This window comes from Rhodococcus erythropolis NBRC 15567, assembly GCF_001552595.1.
Lineage (GTDB): Bacteria > Actinomycetota > Actinomycetes > Mycobacteriales > Mycobacteriaceae > Rhodococcus_F > Rhodococcus_F erythropolis.
The window spans coordinates 71386-87766 of sequence record NZ_BCRM01000009.1 but is presented as its reverse complement, the minus strand read 5'-3'; the positions used below and the strand labels follow the sequence as shown (position 1 = coordinate 87766).

The following is a 16381-nucleotide window of genomic DNA, read 5'->3' as shown; positions in this document are numbered from 1 at the left end:
AAATTCAGTCGATCTGGCGGCGATGTGCCCAACGAGTCAGCGCATTGCGATTGGACTGCTGAGTCTTTCGCAGAACGTTCGATGCGTGAGTCTCGACCGTCTTCACGGAAATCACCAGGTCCTCGGCAATTTCACGGTAGGTGTACCCACGTGCCAGCAATCTGAGCACTTCGAGTTCCCGCGGAGTAAGAGAATCGAGTTCCGGATCGAGTTGTGGCTCGGGTGCATTGGAGCGTCCGGTGAAGGAGTCCAACACGAAACCTGCCAGGCGCGGCCCGAACACCGCGTCACCACCGGCAACGCGTCGTACGCCCTCGGCAAGTTCGGATCCCGAGATCGTCTTGGTCACATACCCGCGCGCACCGCCGCGGATCACCGCGATCACGTCTTCGGCGGCATCGGAAACGCTGAGCGCCAGGCACACCGGGCCGGAATCGATTCCGCGCAGAACTGCCACTCCACCACCGTCGGGCATGTGGACATCGAGCAGAACGACATGCGGCTTCGTCGAGTTGATACCGGCGATTGCCTCCGCCACGCCGCCGGCCTCACCGACGACATCCATATCCGTCTCGCGCGAGAGTTCGGCCCTCACCCCGGAGCGGAACACTGCATGATCGTCGACAAGAAATACGCGGTACGGGGGCGGCGCAAGCGAAGTCACTGGGGCTGTTCCTCGGGGTTGTCGACACGGTCAGCAGTCTGGTCCCACTTTAGAGCAGAGTCACCGAGCGGCATGTGCACGCGGATTTCGGTGCCCTTTCCGATGTCGGATCGAACCACGACGCGGCCACCGCGACGCTCGATTCGACCACGAATCGACTTGGCCAGCCCCTGGCGATCCTCCGGCACCGCGTCGACGTCGAATCCGACGCCGCGATCACGAACGAACACACTGACCTGATCACCCTCGACCTCGGCGAACAGATTGATTTCCTTCTCCCCCGAGTGCTTTGCCGAGTTCACGAGAGCTTCACGCGTCGCACCGAGGAGCGCGGTGAACGCTTCCTTGGGCAGGCCGTTCTCGACGCCTCCGCCTTCGAGTTGTACGTCGCCGACAGTGACGGGACGGACCGTGACACCGTGCTGGTCTTCCACTTCACCGGCGATGATCTTCAGGCCTTCCGTCAGGCTCGTGTGGTCGATGTCGCCGCCGCTGAACAACCACTTGCGCAGCTCGCGTTCCTGACCGCGGGCCAGGCGCGCCACCTCTTGTGGGTTGTCGGACTGCTTCTGAATCAGCGCCAACGTCTGAAGGACGGAGTCGTGTAGATGCGACGCAATCTCTTCACGTTCGTCGTTGCGAATTCGGGCCGCACGCTCGGCGCCGAGAGCACGCCACATCCGCAGCCACAGCGGCACCGTCAACAAACCGACACCGATCAGCGTCACGACCACCGCCAAGAGAGACGAGCGCAGTGCTTCGAGGTCGACCTGAGCAAGGACGACAACGCCAAGACCCAAGATGATCAAGGTGGCCCCCCCGACCACCCGCGCCCACGTCAGAACGGTAGGCCGCTGCGGCAAGCCGATGACAGTACGGGGACCGTCGGAGTCGAACTCGCGCCACACCAAGGCGGCACCGATCGCGACGACGAAGAACGGCGCGAGCACCGAACCCGCCGTGCCGCTGAACAACCAGGACAACGCGGCTGCGCCGCCCAATCCGAGTGCGATCAAGCCGTACGCCCGCTGCCGCTCGGCCGCGGACGGCTTCTGCGTGTCCGTGCCGGCAGAGGTGAAGATCCACAAGGCGCCGTAAATGACGATGCCGGATCCGGCCATCGCAGCAAGAATCGTGAAGGCGACGCGCACTTTCAGGACGTCGATACCGAGATGATCGGCGATACCGCCCGCAACTCCGGCGACGATGCGACCGCCGGAGCGCCGCTCCAGCTTTCGCAGTGGCACGGCACCCGGAATGGGCACGCCCTTCTTCATGGGTACGGGATGCACCGGTACCCCGTCGACGGGCGGGCCTCCCGCAAACCCGGGAGCGGGACCGCTCACGAACGGCGGATCTGACAGATATTGCACATAGTCGATACTGGCACGAACCACGCGGACACACATCAGGGTCCAACCCTGAATCAGGCCGCCACCCTCACCCGCGATCACCACAAAGATCAGGGTTGGCCCTGATGCGCGGAGGCTGCCTCGGAAGCCAGGATTGATTCATGAACAATCCGACTTTCCAAGAACAGATCCAGGATCTGTGGCGGACCCGCCCCGTGCGTCTGCCGGCACAAGGTCACGTGGCTGGGGTATGCGCCGGAATCGGATACCGGTACGGCATCGACCCCGTTCTCGTACGCGTGGCGTTTGTCGCGTCCACCATTTTCGGTGGCTCAGGCATCCTTCTCTACCTCGCCGGCTGGTTGGTACTTGCCCGTGCCGGTGACGGATCGTCCCCCGCGCAGTCGTTGATGGGCCGCGGACACAGTTCCGATTCCAGTACCAAGACCATCGTCTTGCTGGTGGCCCTCGCCATCGCGGCTACGACTGTCGGCCCCGTCGGCGTCGGTCTGGGTGGTTCCGGACTGATCGGGCTGATCCTGATGGTCGGTGGCCTGTGGCTGCTCTACCAACGAGCGCCCATCCCGCCCGCACTGCCGCAGAACACGTCGCCTTATGTCGGCGCAGGCACCGCGTATCCAGGCACCGGATTCACGCCTGGGCCGTTCACCCCCGGATACTTCGCGCCCAATCAGCCTCCCGTGTACACGCCGTACACCAAACTCCCCGACAGCTATGTGCCCGAGGAACGACCGGCCGACCAGCCGCAGCAGTCACCACAATCTCAGGCCGCTCATCCGACGATAAACCTGTCGAAGGACCCGAGCGCTTCGGTCAGCACCAATCCGACCGAGGTGATCGGTGAGGCCGCCATCACGCCGCCGTCCTGGGATCCGCTCGGTGTCGCTCCGTTCGCCTGGGATCTTCCGGATCCGGCAGCCAAGGCCACACCGCTGCTCCCGTTGCCGCCACGTAAGCGTCGCTCGCGTTGGACGCTGACGGTCCTCGGACTCGCAATCATCGTCGCCGCCGTCACAGGGGCAGCGGGCGCCGCAACCGGCAACGAGTGGTTCACTCCCGGCCGAGTCGGTGCAGTCGGACTCGCCGTCATCGCACTCGGCCTGATCCTCGGGGCATTCTTCCGCAAGGGGTACGGCCTGCTGGTCGTCACCGGACCACTCGTGGGTTTCGTGCTTCTCGCCTCGTTGGTCTACCCGATAGAGTTCGACGCCTCGGGTGAGCAAAGATGGACTCCGGCAACAGCTTCCGAGTTGGATCCGTCGTATTCGGGAGCCTTCGGAAGCTTTACTCTCGACCTCAACGGGGTCAAGTTCACCGAGGACGAGACCATCGACGTCGCGGCGTCGTTCGGCGAGTTCACCGTCATGGTGCCACCAACCGTCAACGTCAAGAACAGCTGCACCGTCGTCATGGGTGACGGATCAGGTTGCCTCGACGGCGGAATACACCCGGGCCGCGATGCGACACCGGACTCTCCCACCCTGACCATCAACGCCAAAGCCACGTTCGGCAGCCTGAAGGTGACGCAATCATGAGCGAGTACGACGAGACGACAGACCAGGACGAGACCCGAGAATCCAAGCGCCCCTCGGCACTTCTGCTGATCGCAGGACTGGCCGCACTACTGGTCAGCGTGTGGGCGTTGGTCGGGCCGTTCTCTCTGGCGCCGGCAGCGAACATTCAATTCCGTTGGCTGTTCGTCGGTGCCGCCGTCGTGGCAGGACTACTGCTGGTGATTCTGCCGAATCGGCGCAACCGCAAGTAAAACTACTGTGCGCCTTTATTAACCGCGGGGGGTTAATAAAGGCGCACAGTTGTTTTTTACTCCCACTCAATAGTTCCCGGCGGCTTGCTCGTCACGTCGAGGACTACGCGGTTCACGTCCGCCACCTCGTTGGTGATTCGAGTCGAGATGCGCTCGAGGGTCTCGTACGGCAGACGCGTCCAGTCCGCGGTCATCGCGTCTTCACTCGAGACCGGACGCAGCACGATCGGATGACCGTACGTCCGGCCGTCACCCTGTACGCCCACGCTGCGGACGTCGGCAAGGAGAACCACCGGGCACTGCCAAATCGTTCCGTCCAAACCTGCAGACGTAAGCTCTTCGCGCGCAATGGAATCTGCCTGACGCAGGATCTCGAGGCGATCACGGGTGACCTCACCGATGATGCGGATACCGAGTCCGGGACCGGGGAACGGCTGGCGACCGACGATCTCTTCCGGCAGGCCGAGTTCGCGGCCCACTGCACGGACCTCGTCCTTGAACAGCAGACGCAGCGGTTCGACCAACTTGAACTGCAGGTCTTCCGGCAGCCCGCCGACATTGTGATGGCTCTTGATGTTTGCAGTTCCCGTGCCGCCGCCGGACTCCACGACATCCGGGTACAGGGTGCCCTGCACGAGGAAGTCGACGGTCGCACCGTGAGATGCGTTCTCGCCCAGAACATCACTGACTGCGCCTTCGAAGCTGCGGATGAACTCGCGGCCGATGATCTTGCGCTTGGTCTCGGGATCGGTGACCCCAGCCAGCTCACCGATGAAGGTGTCCGCAGCATCCACGGTGATCAGACGCGCACCGGTTGCCGCGACGAAGTCCTGCTCGACCTGCGTGCGCTCACCGGCTCGCATCAAACCGTGATCGACGAAGACACACGTCAACCGGTCGCCGATTGCCCGCTGAACCAAAGCCGCAGCGACAGCCGAGTCGACACCACCGGACAGACCGCAGATGGCGTGTCCGTCGCCGACCTGCTCGCGAACCTGCTCGATCAGCGCATCGGCGATGTTGGACGCCGTCCACGCTGCCGGAATACCGGCGATCTCGTGCAGGAAGCGGCTCAGGACCTGCTGACCGTGTGGGGAATGCAGAACCTCGGGGTGGTATTGCACGCCGGCGAGCTTGCGGGCGCGATCTTCGAACGCTGCGACGGGAGCGCCATCGCTGGTCGCAGTCACCTCGAAGCCGGACGGCGCTTCGGTGACGGCGTCACCGTGGCTCATCCACACCGGCTGCGTCGCGGGAAGTCCGTCGTGCAGCAACCCACCGGATACCGCGATGTCGGTACGGCCGTATTCGCGGGTACCGGTCTCGGCAACGGTGCCGCCGAGGGCGCCTGCCATTGCCTGGAATCCGTAGCAGATTCCGAAAACCGGGATGTCGTGATCAAAAAGTGCGGGATCGAGCTTGGGAGCACCGTCTGCGTAGACACTCGAGGGCCCACCCGAGAGCACAACAGCCAAGGGGTTCTTGGCCACGATCTCCTCGACGGTCGTGGTGTGCGGAATCACCTCCGAGTAGACCTTGGCTTCGCGAACTCGCCGTGCGATCAACTGCGCGTACTGCGCTCCGAAGTCGACGACAAGAACTGGTCTCTGCTGCTCGATATCTGCCACAGGTGCAGTCTAATCGCCGCAGCCAGCGCTTCTGCGCATGCATGGACTCAGCCCGCTCCTCGGCCGAGTGAGCGCGAGGTACGTCACTACAAAGGCCGACCCTCCGGACTGCGCGGCGACCTCGGGGCGAACTAGACCACCGTCCAGGTCAACGATGCCCCAATCACCCGCACTTTAGCTTCGGCAATCAAATCGGCGACATCATCGCAGGCCAGAGCCCGAAATGGACGGAGGGTGAATTTTCTGGACGTTTGACCGATTCGCCTGAACCAAACGTCCAGTAAAGGTAATCTCGCCCGTCAAGTGATCAGGATCACGATCGCAAACGGCCGGCGCCGCCGAACGGCGCTCACCTCGAGGAGGACCTGTGCGTCGATTCATACGACGACTCGCCATACCTGTCGCGGCTGTGACGGCTGCCGCCGGACTTCTAGCCCTCGGCACGCCGGCCACTGCTGACGAAGCCCCGCCGACCACCTTCACCGGCACGACCGACAATCTGATCTTCACGAAGAGTGTCATCGGGAACGCGGCAGTTCACCCGGGTGACACCGTCACGTACAAGACCGAGATCAAGCACAACGAAAGCGGCATCGAACGGTCGATCGCAAAGATCCGTGACATCCCGCCCGCAGGATTCGTCCTCGTGCCGGGCAGCGCCAAGGCCACCTACCTGGGTGTGACCAACCGGGCGACGATCAGCAACGAATCAGATGGCGGAGTCTCAGCGAAGTGCTCGAGCGGCTGCACCTTCCTCGTCGGTGGATTCGTCGTCAAGAAGAACCAACCCGTCACGCTCGAAGCGACCTACACGGTCCCTGTCGGCACAGCGTTCGGGACGTACGACAGCGGCATGCTCTTCGACGTCAACGCCTTCAGCACGCAGCAGGGCCTCAACCCGATCAACGTCAACGTCCAGGTCGTCGACCCGTCTGTCGCCACCGGAACCACTCTGGTTGCACCGGCAACGGCGAAGGTCGGCACGCCGGTCGACCTGACCGCGACGGTTGCGCCGTCCGACGCGAGCGGCACCGTCCAGTTCAAGGACGGCGGCAACGACATCGGCGCACCCGTCCCGGTCTCGGGCGGTAGCGCCACCCTCTCCCACACCTTCGACAGCGTCGGCGCCCACGACATCACCGCCGCGTACAACGCCGGTCCGGGATTCCACAGCTCGACCTCCGGAGTCCAGACCGTCGACGTCTCCGCGGACACCACCACCACGATCTCGGCTCCGAACGCAGCATTGGTCGGTGACAGCATCACCGTGAGCGCCGTCGTCACTCCGGCCAACGCCGTGGGCACGGTGCAGTTCAAGGACGGCGACACCAACCTCGGCGCACCGGTGGCCGTGGTCGACGGAACGGCTTCCCTGACCCGCAGCTACGACGCCTCCGGCACGCACAGCTTCACCGCAGTGTTCACCGGCGAGGCCGGCTACGGCGATTCAGTGTCCACCGCAACCCAACTCGACGTCAGCGATCCCGACTGGGGAACCACCACCACCGTTGTCGAACCGCTCACAGCAGTCGTCGGTGAACCGACCAACCTCTCGGCCACCGTCTCCCCCATCCCGAGCAGCGGAACCGTGACGTTCAAGGTCGACGGCGCCGAGGTCGGTACCGCACCCGTCGGCACGGGTGACGGCGTCGCGATCCTCCCGCACACCTTCGCATCAGCCGGTGCCGCAGCCGTGGTTGCCGAGTTCTCCGGCGGAACCGGATTCATCGGCTCCACGTCCACATCGTTCACGGTGAACGTGACCGATCCCGAGCCCGCCCGCGCGGACACCACGACAGTTCTGACTGTCAGCGGCTCCGCTCAGGTCGGAAAGGCATTGCAACTCAAGGCCACCGTTGCACCCGGAACAGCAAACGGAATGGTCCAGTTCAAGTCCGGCACGACGCCCATCGGCGCACCCGTTGCCGTCGTCAACGGCGTCGCGACGCTCACGCACACCTTCGACGACGAGGGAACGTTCGGCCTCACTGGCAACTTCGTCGGCGACGCCGGCTGGAAGAACTCCGTCTCCGGCCCGACGGTCGTGCAGGTCGGCACCGCACCGACAGACGGCGGCGGCACCGGAAGCGTGGACACCGGTTCACTCAGCGGCCTCATCCCGCTCTTCGGAAGCTAGTCCCCCACATCAGCTTTGGACACCACTCCCGTACCCAGCTCAGGAGAATCCATGTTCGTGTACTCCAGACGTCGCATCGCGGCGCCGATCGCCGCCACGGCACTCGCCAGTGGCGTCATCCTCGCGGGAATCCCCGCATCAGCGGCCCCGGTGACAACAACTTTCGGAACGAGTTGCCTCGCAACCCCGTCCGCCGTCGCCGGTCCGACCACGCAGTCCCAGTCCGGTTCGGTCATCGTCGACGCACCGGAGAGCGTCGGAGCGGGTGAGACCTTCGAGGTCACCATCCAACCCGGTCCCATCGCCTTCCCCGGATCGGCTTCGGGTGCGACCGTCCAGAACGTCTCCCGCATCAAGGTCGACGTCGACGTTCCCGCGAACGCCACCCTGGTGGAAGCCACCATCGTTCCCGGAACTTCGGCAGGGCTCAGCGGTGTCGCGCCGAACATCCTGCGTGTCAACGAGAACGGCAACGTCGATCCCAACGGAACGATTCTGCGTCTCTCCGGAAACAACCAGGTCATCGGCAACAGCCCCAGCTCGAGCATCAACTCCGAGGGCGGGATAGTCGTCAAGGCGACCGGCAAGAACGTCGACGGCTCCAACAATGCCGACGGCTACACCCAGTTCCAACTCCCCCAGGTCAAGGCAGTTCTCAAGGCCGGCGATTCAGGGGACGTCGCGATGAAGGTACGCACCGGCGGCAGCGCAGGAGCATGGAACAACGATCGCAACTTCCTCACATTCCTCCCCAAGGCCACCCTGGTCATCACCGCTTGGGCGCCTACGCGGTGCACCCCTCGTGACGCTGAGAACGGTCCTCTCAACAGCGGCGCAGGCCCCCTCGCCACGACACGGATCATCGAGGCGGACAAGGCAACCACCACCACTGTCGTCGGACCGGCCAACGCCAAGAACGGAACTCCTGTCACTCTGTCGGCCAACGTGAGCGGCGGCGCAAACGGTGGAACCGTCCAGTTCTTCGACGGCGACAACTCCCTCGGGGACGCGGTGCCGGTCACCGGAGGGTCGGCAAGCATCTCCCCGACCTTCACCGAGGACGGACCGCACTCCATCACCGCGAGCTACAGCGGTGCACCCGGATTCCTGGCGTCGACGTCGGCGTCGGCCAAGATCGTGACCGTCACGACCGATGCGCCGCCTGACGCCGTGACCACTACCGCAACGGTTTCGCCGTCTACCGCGAAGGTCGGTCAGGACGTCAACCTCACCGCCAAGGTCGATCCGCAGGGCACCGGCGGCACCGTCGACTTCATCGTCGACGGCACCGAAACGCTGACTGCCACGGTCGGAACAGACGGAGTTGCCATCGCTCCGTACACCTTCACCTCGACAGGAACGCACAAGGTTGTCGCGAAGTTCACGGGTTCACCAGGATTCGCGCCGTCCGCTGCCCCGGCATTCCCGGTCAGTGTCACGACTCCGGCTCCCGCTGACGTCGAGACGTCCACGGTTCTCGACGCCGTCGGAACTGTTCAGAAGAACACCCCGGTGACACTCAAGGCAACGGTCGATCCGGCCGGCGCCACGGGCAAGGTCCAGTTCAAGGTCGGTGACACCCTCATCGGTGGACCGGTTGACGTGGTCAACGGTGTCGCAACGGTACCGGCCACGTTCTACAACTCCGGGACCTACAGTGTCACTGCCGAATTCGTGGGTGGTTGGGGCTACACGTCCTCGGCCTCTGCGCCGCAGACCCTGACCGTCCCCGGTGATACCGACGGCGGACCCGGTGGCGGAACCGGCAGCCTCGACCTCGGCACCCTCTTCGGGTCGCTGGGCGGCTGACAAGGTGGGCTGACGATCTGAAACTGCAAAAGGGGCGTGCCGTCGAATCCTCGACGACACGCCCCTTTTCGGTTCTCGGTGAACTATCCGGCAGCAGGCTCCACCGGAACAGCTGTAGCCGTCTTGCCACCGGTGATCTTCACGATCGGCAGAACCAGCGCGGCCGGAGCCGACGCCGGCACCACGGGCGACTTGGGTGCAATCGGAGCCAAGCGTTCGTAGCCGCTGCCCTGGGCGGGACGCAGGTCGGTCTCTCCCTTGTTCGGCCACAGCGAGGCCGAGCGCTCAGCCTGAGCGGCAATGGTCAGCGACGGATTCACGCCGAGATTGGCCGAGACCGCTGCGCCGTCGACGACGCTGAGCGTCGGGTAGCCGTACACGCGGTGGTACGGATCGATGACGCCGTGATCGGAATCCGACGCGATAGCGCAACCGCCCAGGAAGTGCGCGGTCAAAGGAACGTTGAAGATCTCGCCCCACGTTCCGCCTGCGACGCCGTCGATCTTCGCGGCAACTCGACGCGTCGCCTCGTTGCCCTCGGGAATCCACGTCGGGTTCGGCTGACCGTGGCCCTGCTTGCTGGTGACCTTCCGTCGACCGAACAGGCCCTTCTTCGTGTACGTGGTGATCGAGTTGTCGAGGTTCTGCATGACCAACGCGATGATCGTGCGCTCGCTCCAGTCCTTGACGGTCAGCATCCGCAGCATCTGGTACGGGTTCTTCGCGACCACACCGAGGAACTTGATCCACCGTGGTGTCGAGCCACCGCCGTCCGTCATCAAGGTCTGCAGCAGACCCATCGCGTTGGAACCCTTGCCGTAGCGGACCGGCTCGATGTGGGTGTCACTACTCGGGTGGAACGACGACGTGATCGCCACTCCGCGGGTCAGGTCGAGTGCAGGATCGACCTTGTACTTGCCTGCGCCGACGATGGATTCGGAGTTCGTTCGAGTCAGCTCGCCGAGCTTGTCGGAGAGCTTGGGCAGAGCGCCGGTGTCCTTCATGTCGAAGAGCAGATGCTGAGTGCCCCACGTTCCGGCCGCGAGAATCACGTTCGCAGCCGTGTAGGTGCGGCGGTTCTTTCGCCCGAATGCACCGGTTCGCTCGGTGAACACATCCCACGAACCGTCGCGAGCCTCACGAAGTCCGGACACGGTGGTCATCGGAATGATCTCGGCGCCGGCTGTCTCGGCAAGGCCCAGGTAGTTCTTGAGGAGAGTGTTCTTCGCTCCGTGACGGCAACCCGTCATGCACTCGCCACACTCGATGCAACCGGTGCGCTCGGGTCCGACGCCGCCGAAGTACGGGTCCTTCGCTTTCTTGCCCGGCTCACCGAAGTAGACGCCGACAGGGGTCTGGATGAACGTGTCGCCGACGCCCATGTCGTCGGCGACCGACTTCATGATCTCGTCAGCGGGCGTCATGTGCGGATTCTGCACGACGCCGAGCATCTTCTGAGCCTGCTCGTAGTACGGGGTGAGCTCACTTCGCCAGTCGGTGATGTGCGCCCACTGCTTGTCTTGGAAGAACGGCTCCGGTGGCTGGTAGAGCGTATTGGCGTAGTTCAACGACCCGCCGCCGACGCCTGCGCCCGCGAGGATGAGGCAGTCGCGCAGCAGATGCACGCGCTGAATGCCGAAGCAACCCAGCTTCGGAGCCCAGAGGAACTTCTTGAGATCCCAGCTGGTCTTCGCGAAATCTTCGTCGGCATACCGTCGGCCGGCTTCGATGACGCCGACCTTGTAGCCCTTCTCCACGAGACGAAGCGCGCTCACGCTTCCGCCGAACCCGGATCCGACGATCAGTACGTCGTAGTCCGTTGCCCGTTGCTTGCCCATCAGGACACCTCCACCGTGAACCGTAGTTACCCGCCAGTATGCACCTATCCCTTGTGACTACCACCACAAGGGGCCCCATAAGCGTAACCGCAAGTATCAGGAACGGAAGAAAGTCCTGCACAACGAACTGTGGCCCCGGTTCACGAAGAACCGGGGCCACAGAAAGGTACAAACTACGCGCGGACCGTCAGTCCGACCTTCTGGAACTCCTTGAGGTCGGAGTACCCGGCCTTGGCCATCGACCGACGAAGACCGCCGACGAAGTTCAGAGAACCGTACGGATCATCCGAAGGACCGCTCAGGACCTGATCCAAGCTCGGACGCTCGCCGTAGGAAACCGGAAGAAGCGCTCCACGCGGAACCGAAGGATGAGCCGCAGCGGACGGCCAGTACCAGCCGCCACCCGGCGCCTCGGCGGACACGGCCAGCGGCGTGCCCAGAACGGCAGCGTCGGCACCGCAGGCGATGGCCTTCGCCAGATCACCCGAAGTTGCGATGTCACCGTCGGCGATAACGTGGACGTAGCGTCCACCCGTCTCGTCGAGGTAGTCGCGCCTGGCTGCTGCAGCGTCGGCAATGGCCGTGGCCATCGGAACGCCGATACCCAGGACCTCACCGGTGGTGGTTGCACCCTCGGTGGAGCCGTACCCGACGATGACACCGGCAGCGCCGGTACGCATCAGGTGCAGCGCGGTGCGGTGGTCACTGACCCCACCAGCGACAACCGGAACGTCGAGTTCCGAGATGAACGTCTTGAGGTTCAGCGGTTCCTGCTCGGTGTGCACGACGTGCTCGGCCGAGATGATGGTGCCGTGGACGACCAGCAGGTCGATTCCGGCCTTGATCAGCTCGGGCGTCAGTGCGCGCGCATTCTGCGGACTGACCCGAACGGCAGTGGTGACCCCCGAATCACGGACCTGCGCCACCGCAGCAGCCAGAAGACCCGCCTGCAGCGGTGCCGCGTGCAGCTCCTGCAAGTAGCGGATGGCTGCGTCGACGCCACCGTCCTTCTCGGCGATCTCGACGAGACGCCGGAGCTTCTCCTCGACATCGGGGTGACGGCCCCACAGGCCTTCACCGTTGATGACACCGAGGCCGCCGCGCTTACCCAGCTCGATCGCGAAGGTCGGCGAGACCAACGCGTCGGTGGGATGTGCGAGGACTGGGATGTCGAACCTGTAAGCGTCGAGCTGCCAAGCAGTCGACACCTCCTTCGACGAACGGGTTCGCCGGGAGGGAACGATGTTCACATCGTCCAACTCGTAGGTACGTCGGGCCGTTCGACCCATGCCGATCTCAACGAGGTCGCGCACGCGCGCCCCTTTCTCGTGTACTGGTTGCTAACGAGCGGTGTAGTTGGGTGCTTCGACAGTCATCGTGATGTCGTGCGGATGGCTTTCCTTCAAACCGGCCGCCGTGATCTGGACGAACTGAGCGTTCTGCAGGTGCTCGATCGTCGCCGACCCCGTGTAACCCATGGCAGCGCGCAGACCACCGGTGAGCTGGTGCGTCACCTGGGAAAGCGGGCCACGGAACGGAACACGTCCTTCGATGCCTTCCGGAACCAACTTGTCCTCGGAAAGTACGTCGTCCTGGAAGTACCGGTCCTTGGAGTACGACTTGGCCTCGCCACGCGATTGCATCGCGCCGAGCGAACCCATACCGCGGTAGCTCTTGAACTGCTTGCCGCCGACCAGGATCAGTTCGCCGGGCGATTCAGCGGTACCGGCCAGGAGCGAACCCAGCATGGCCGTCGACGCACCCGCGGCAAGAGCCTTCGCGATGTCACCGGAGAACTGGAGTCCACCGTCAGCGATGACGGGCACACCCAGAGGCTTGCACGCGGCAACCGCTTCCAGGATGGCCGTGACCTGAGGGGCACCGACACCGGCGATGACGCGGGTGGTGCAGATGGAACCAGGGCCGACTCCGACCTTGACGGCATCGACGCCGGCTTCGACCAGTGCCAGAGCACCCGCGCGCGTAGCGACGTTGCCACCGATGATCTGAACCCGCTCACCCAGTTCACGCTTGAGCTTGGCGATCATGTCGAGAACGTTGGACGAATGACCGTGCGCACTGTCCACCACGAGTACGTCCACACCGGCATCGGTGAGCGCCATCGCACGCTGGAAGGCGTCGTCGCCTGCACCGACCGCAGCGCCGACGAGCAGTCGACCGTCACGGTCCTTGGTAGCGTCCGGATGCTGCTCGGTCTTGACGAAGTCCTTGACCGTGATCAGGCCGGTGAGCTTGCCGTTGCCGTCGACGATCGGCAGCTTCTCGATCTTGTGCCGACGAAGAAGGCCCAGTGCCACGTCTGCGGTGACGCCTTCCTGAGCGGTGATCAGCGGCATCTTGGTCATGATCTCGACGACCGGACGATTCTGGTCGACCTCGAAACGCATGTCACGGTTCGTGACGATGCCGACCAGCTGGCCGGCGTCGTCGGTGACCGGCAGACCCGAGATGCGGAAGCGAGCGCACTTCGCGTCGACCTCCCCCATCGTGTCGGTCGGCTTACACGTGACGGGATCGGTCACCATGCCGGCCTCGGAGCGCTTGACGGTCTCGACCTGTCCTGCCTGAACCTCGACGGACGAGTTGCGATGCAGAACACCCATGCCGCCGGCGCGTGCCATCGCAATTGCCATGCGCGACTCGGTGACGGTGTCCATCGCAGAACTGACCAACGGAATCCGCAGACGGATGTCGCGGGTCAGTTGACTGGACGTGTCGACCTGGCTCGGGATGACGTCGGACGCAGCAGGCAACAGCAGCACGTCGTCGTAAGTCAGTCCCAGCATCGCGACCTTGTTGGGGTCGTCTCCTCCGGTGTGTACATGTCCTGCAGAACTACTCATGCGGTCAGGACCCTCCATGGACCTAGATTCGCCCAGGGCGACCGCTGTAGCAGCCGCCTCGAAACGGATTACGAAAGCTGGATATCGGATAGAAGGCGCCTGCACGGAAAGAAATTCCTGGCACCTTTTCCCGGCGTTGCACACCATGGTATCGGCTCACTCAAAGGTCCGAACCATCCCACCCACGCTGCGGGTACGCGTAACAAGTGGCGCTGACCCCCCTGACCTGCGTACCGTGGTGCTGTGCGTGATCAACTGCCCCCCGGTCTGCCGCCAGATCCCTTCGCCGGCGACCCAGCTGACCCCTCCGCGGCTCTCGATGCCATCGAGCCGGGTCAACCACTCGACCCCCACGAACGCCAAGCGGTCGAGGAGGATCTCGCTGACCTCGCCGTCTACGAGGCGCTCCTCGCTCACCGCGGCATCCGCGGTCTCGTAGTGTGCTGCGAAGACTGCCAACAAGATCACTACCACGACTGGGACATGCTGCGCGCAAACCTGCTGCAGCTCCTCGTGGACGGAACCGTCCGCCCCCACGAGCCTGCCTACGACCCGATGCCTGAGGCATATGTCACGTGGGACTACTGCCGTGGATACGCCGACGCGTCGATGAACGAGGCGATGCACGGCGACGGTTTCGACAGCTGAGCGAAACCCCACCAAGTTCATACGAAAGTGGCCGACAAGCAATTGCTGTCGGCCACTTTCGTATGAATTCAGATCGGAACGATGCCGATCAGGGTGGGGGTGACGAGAAATCACCGGACGGCGACGAGGCAGGCGCCAGAGACGTCGTTGTTGTGGTGGTGGTCGTTGTCGTCGTGGTTGTCGTCGGCAACGAGGTCGGAGGTGTCGAGGAAGCCGACGTCGGCGGCAATTGCAGCTGTACTCCCGGATCCGGTTTGGTCGAACTCGTCGGTTCGCCAGGTCCCTGAGGATTGAGCGGTTTGACCGAGGAGCCCGGAATTGCCGTGATCGAAGTCGTCGGGCCGGCCGGCTGACCACTCGTCGGCGGCGGCGCTGCGGGTGACGTGGTCTCCTGGACCTGCGTCATCAACTTGCCCCAACGCTCGACGAGATCCGTCTTGTCCTGCGAGTCCTTGACCGCATCGGCACGGTGAGCTGCGTTGTCCAGCACCATCTTTGCCGCGGGAATGTCCCCGGCGGCCAACAGACGCTCGGCCTTTTCCAGCTCGGATGTTGTGTCGATCTTCGCGACCGTCGAGTTGGCCTCGTCGGCGAAGACGACCTGCTTGACGCCCCAGAGGGCATCGCCGGGCCGGGCGTCGTACGCCATCGCTGTGGCACCACCGAAGACCACTGCTGCAACAGCTGCTGCGGCGGCGATCGGGCGGACCACACGCAATCGGGAACGGGAACGGGAACGCTGACGATCGGAGAAGCCGGACGGCGTCGCTGTGATTGCAGCGATGACATCGTCCAACAACGGACCCTCGGGCATCGGAGTCGCAACGACATCGTCACGCCATTGCGAGAGAATCAACGCAAGTTCGTACTGTTCGGTGCTATCGGTTGCTACCGGCCCGCCACTCGAAATGGACTCGATCAGCGCATCGTCACGCCGAACCGCAGCCAAGTCCACTGGCGTACCGTCGTCGGCGAGATCACCGAGATTCGAAGCGTCACGCCCCTCGTCTCTAGCCAAAGCTCTCACCTGCTTTCGTTACTTCTTTTTTCAGTTTCGCGATCGCCCTGTGCTGAGCGACTCGTACAGCTCCGGCGGTACTACCGACGGCGACGGCCGTTTCCTCGGCCGACATCCCGACCACCAGGCGAAGTATCAAGATTTCTCGATGCTTCTCCGGAAGTGTGCCGAGAAGTTCATGCATCTGTCTGCTGGACTCCGAATCGAGTGCTCGCTGTTCGGGACCATCATCCAGTGCTATTACATCCGGTACTTCGGAAACGGGCTCCGACTTGTTACGGGCGGAACTTCTATGCGCGTCCGCAACCTTGTGCGCGGCAATTCCGTACACAAAGGCCATGAACGGGCGTCCCTGGTCTTGATAACGCGGCAGCGCGGTCATCACGGCCAGACACACTTCCTGCGCGACGTCGTCAGCGGACAGGTGTCCCCGCTCGGCCGCACCAACTCGACCGCGGCAGTAGCGCACCACCATCGGTCGGATGTTCTCCAGAACCAAAGCTAGAGCTGTACGGTCGCCCTGCGCAGCAGCGGCGACCGCGGTGTCCAACTCATCGCTCGTATTTGTCATCGCCAGCGAAAATCCTGGCGTTACAGTGGCACCTCCCGAGCGGGTGTGCTCCCGCTCTCAGCGGAA

13 protein-coding genes are annotated in these 16381 nt (G+C 63.8%); 5 read left to right on the top strand and 8 right to left on the bottom strand.

What is annotated here, in order from left to right; genetic code table 11:
- Positions 1 to 4: 4 nt before the first annotated feature.
- Both RE4_RS14635 and RE4_RS14630 read right to left on the bottom strand, forming a co-directional pair.
- Positions 5 to 664 (bottom strand): response regulator, encoded by a 660-nt coding sequence (locus RE4_RS14635; RefSeq protein ID WP_020969075.1) that lies wholly within the window; start codon positions 662 to 664, stop codon positions 5 to 7.
- On the bottom strand, positions 661 to 1941 hold the full coding sequence (locus RE4_RS14630; protein ID WP_060938863.1) for an ATP-binding protein: 1281 nt from the start codon (positions 1939 to 1941) through the stop codon (positions 661 to 663). The genes RE4_RS14635 and RE4_RS14630 overlap by 4 nt, the downstream gene beginning before the upstream one ends.
- A gap of 236 nt (positions 1942 to 2177) precedes the next feature.
- Between RE4_RS14630 and RE4_RS14625 the strand changes: the two genes are divergently transcribed.
- Complete coding sequence (locus RE4_RS14625) at positions 2178 to 3572, top strand: PspC domain-containing protein (RefSeq protein ID WP_060938813.1); 1395 nt, start codon at positions 2178 to 2180, stop codon at positions 3570 to 3572.
- A complete protein-coding gene (locus tag RE4_RS14620; RefSeq protein ID WP_020906937.1) occupies positions 3569 to 3802 on the top strand; it encodes a hypothetical protein in 234 nt (77 codons plus the stop codon). The genes RE4_RS14625 and RE4_RS14620 overlap by 4 nt, the downstream gene beginning before the upstream one ends.
- 56 nt (positions 3803 to 3858) lie before the next feature.
- Here the strand turns inward: RE4_RS14620 and guaA are convergent, their stop codons facing one another.
- The gene (guaA, locus tag RE4_RS14615) at positions 3859 to 5430 is read right to left on the bottom strand and encodes a glutamine-hydrolyzing GMP synthase (protein ID WP_020969072.1); all 1572 of its coding nucleotides are present in this window, start codon (positions 5428 to 5430) and stop codon (positions 3859 to 3861) included.
- Positions 5431 to 5797: 367 nt separating this feature from the next.
- Between guaA and RE4_RS14610 the strand changes: the two genes are divergently transcribed.
- Positions 5798 to 7567 carry an Ig-like domain-containing protein gene (locus RE4_RS14610; RefSeq protein WP_060938812.1) on the top strand — a complete coding sequence of 590 codons (1770 nt, stop codon included), beginning with the start codon at positions 5798 to 5800 and terminating at the stop codon, positions 7565 to 7567.
- A gap of 51 nt (positions 7568 to 7618) precedes the next feature.
- Positions 7619 to 9376, top strand: a complete 1758-nt coding sequence (locus RE4_RS14605) for an Ig-like domain-containing protein (protein WP_060938811.1) — start codon at positions 7619 to 7621, stop codon at positions 9374 to 9376.
- Between the two features lie 83 nt (positions 9377 to 9459).
- Here RE4_RS14605 and RE4_RS14600 read toward each other — a convergent pair whose 3' ends face one another.
- The 3 genes from RE4_RS14600 to guaB all read right to left on the bottom strand — a co-directional run bounded on the left by RE4_RS14600 (position 9460) and on the right by guaB (position 14078).
- Positions 9460 to 11214: a GMC oxidoreductase gene (locus RE4_RS14600; RefSeq protein WP_060938810.1), complete on the bottom strand. Its 1755-nt coding sequence runs from the start codon at positions 11212 to 11214 to the stop codon at positions 9460 to 9462.
- A 173-nt stretch (positions 11215 to 11387) separates the two neighbouring features.
- Entirely contained in the window at positions 11388 to 12527 is a 1140-nt protein-coding gene (locus RE4_RS14595) for a GuaB3 family IMP dehydrogenase-related protein (protein ID WP_003940976.1), read from the bottom strand.
- 27 nt (positions 12528 to 12554) lie between these two features.
- The gene (gene guaB / locus RE4_RS14590) at positions 12555 to 14078 is read right to left on the bottom strand and encodes an IMP dehydrogenase (RefSeq protein ID WP_020723641.1); all 1524 of its coding nucleotides are present in this window, start codon (positions 14076 to 14078) and stop codon (positions 12555 to 12557) included.
- 243 nt (positions 14079 to 14321) lie between these two features.
- Between guaB and RE4_RS14585 the strand changes: the two genes are divergently transcribed.
- Complete coding sequence (locus RE4_RS14585; RefSeq protein WP_003940777.1) at positions 14322 to 14726, top strand: DUF5319 domain-containing protein; 405 nt, start codon at positions 14322 to 14324, stop codon at positions 14724 to 14726.
- Positions 14727 to 14814: 88 nt separating this feature from the next.
- Here RE4_RS14585 and RE4_RS14580 read toward each other — a convergent pair whose 3' ends face one another.
- The gene (locus RE4_RS14580) at positions 14815 to 15753 is read right to left on the bottom strand and encodes an anti-sigma-D factor RsdA (protein WP_245206731.1); all 939 of its coding nucleotides are present in this window, start codon (positions 15751 to 15753) and stop codon (positions 14815 to 14817) included.
- Positions 15737 to 16315 (bottom strand): sigma-70 family RNA polymerase sigma factor, encoded by a 579-nt coding sequence (locus RE4_RS14575; protein WP_003940953.1) that lies wholly within the window; start codon positions 16313 to 16315, stop codon positions 15737 to 15739. Before RE4_RS14575 ends, RE4_RS14580 begins: the two co-directional genes overlap by 17 nt.
- Between the last annotated feature and the right edge of the window lie 66 nt (positions 16316 to 16381).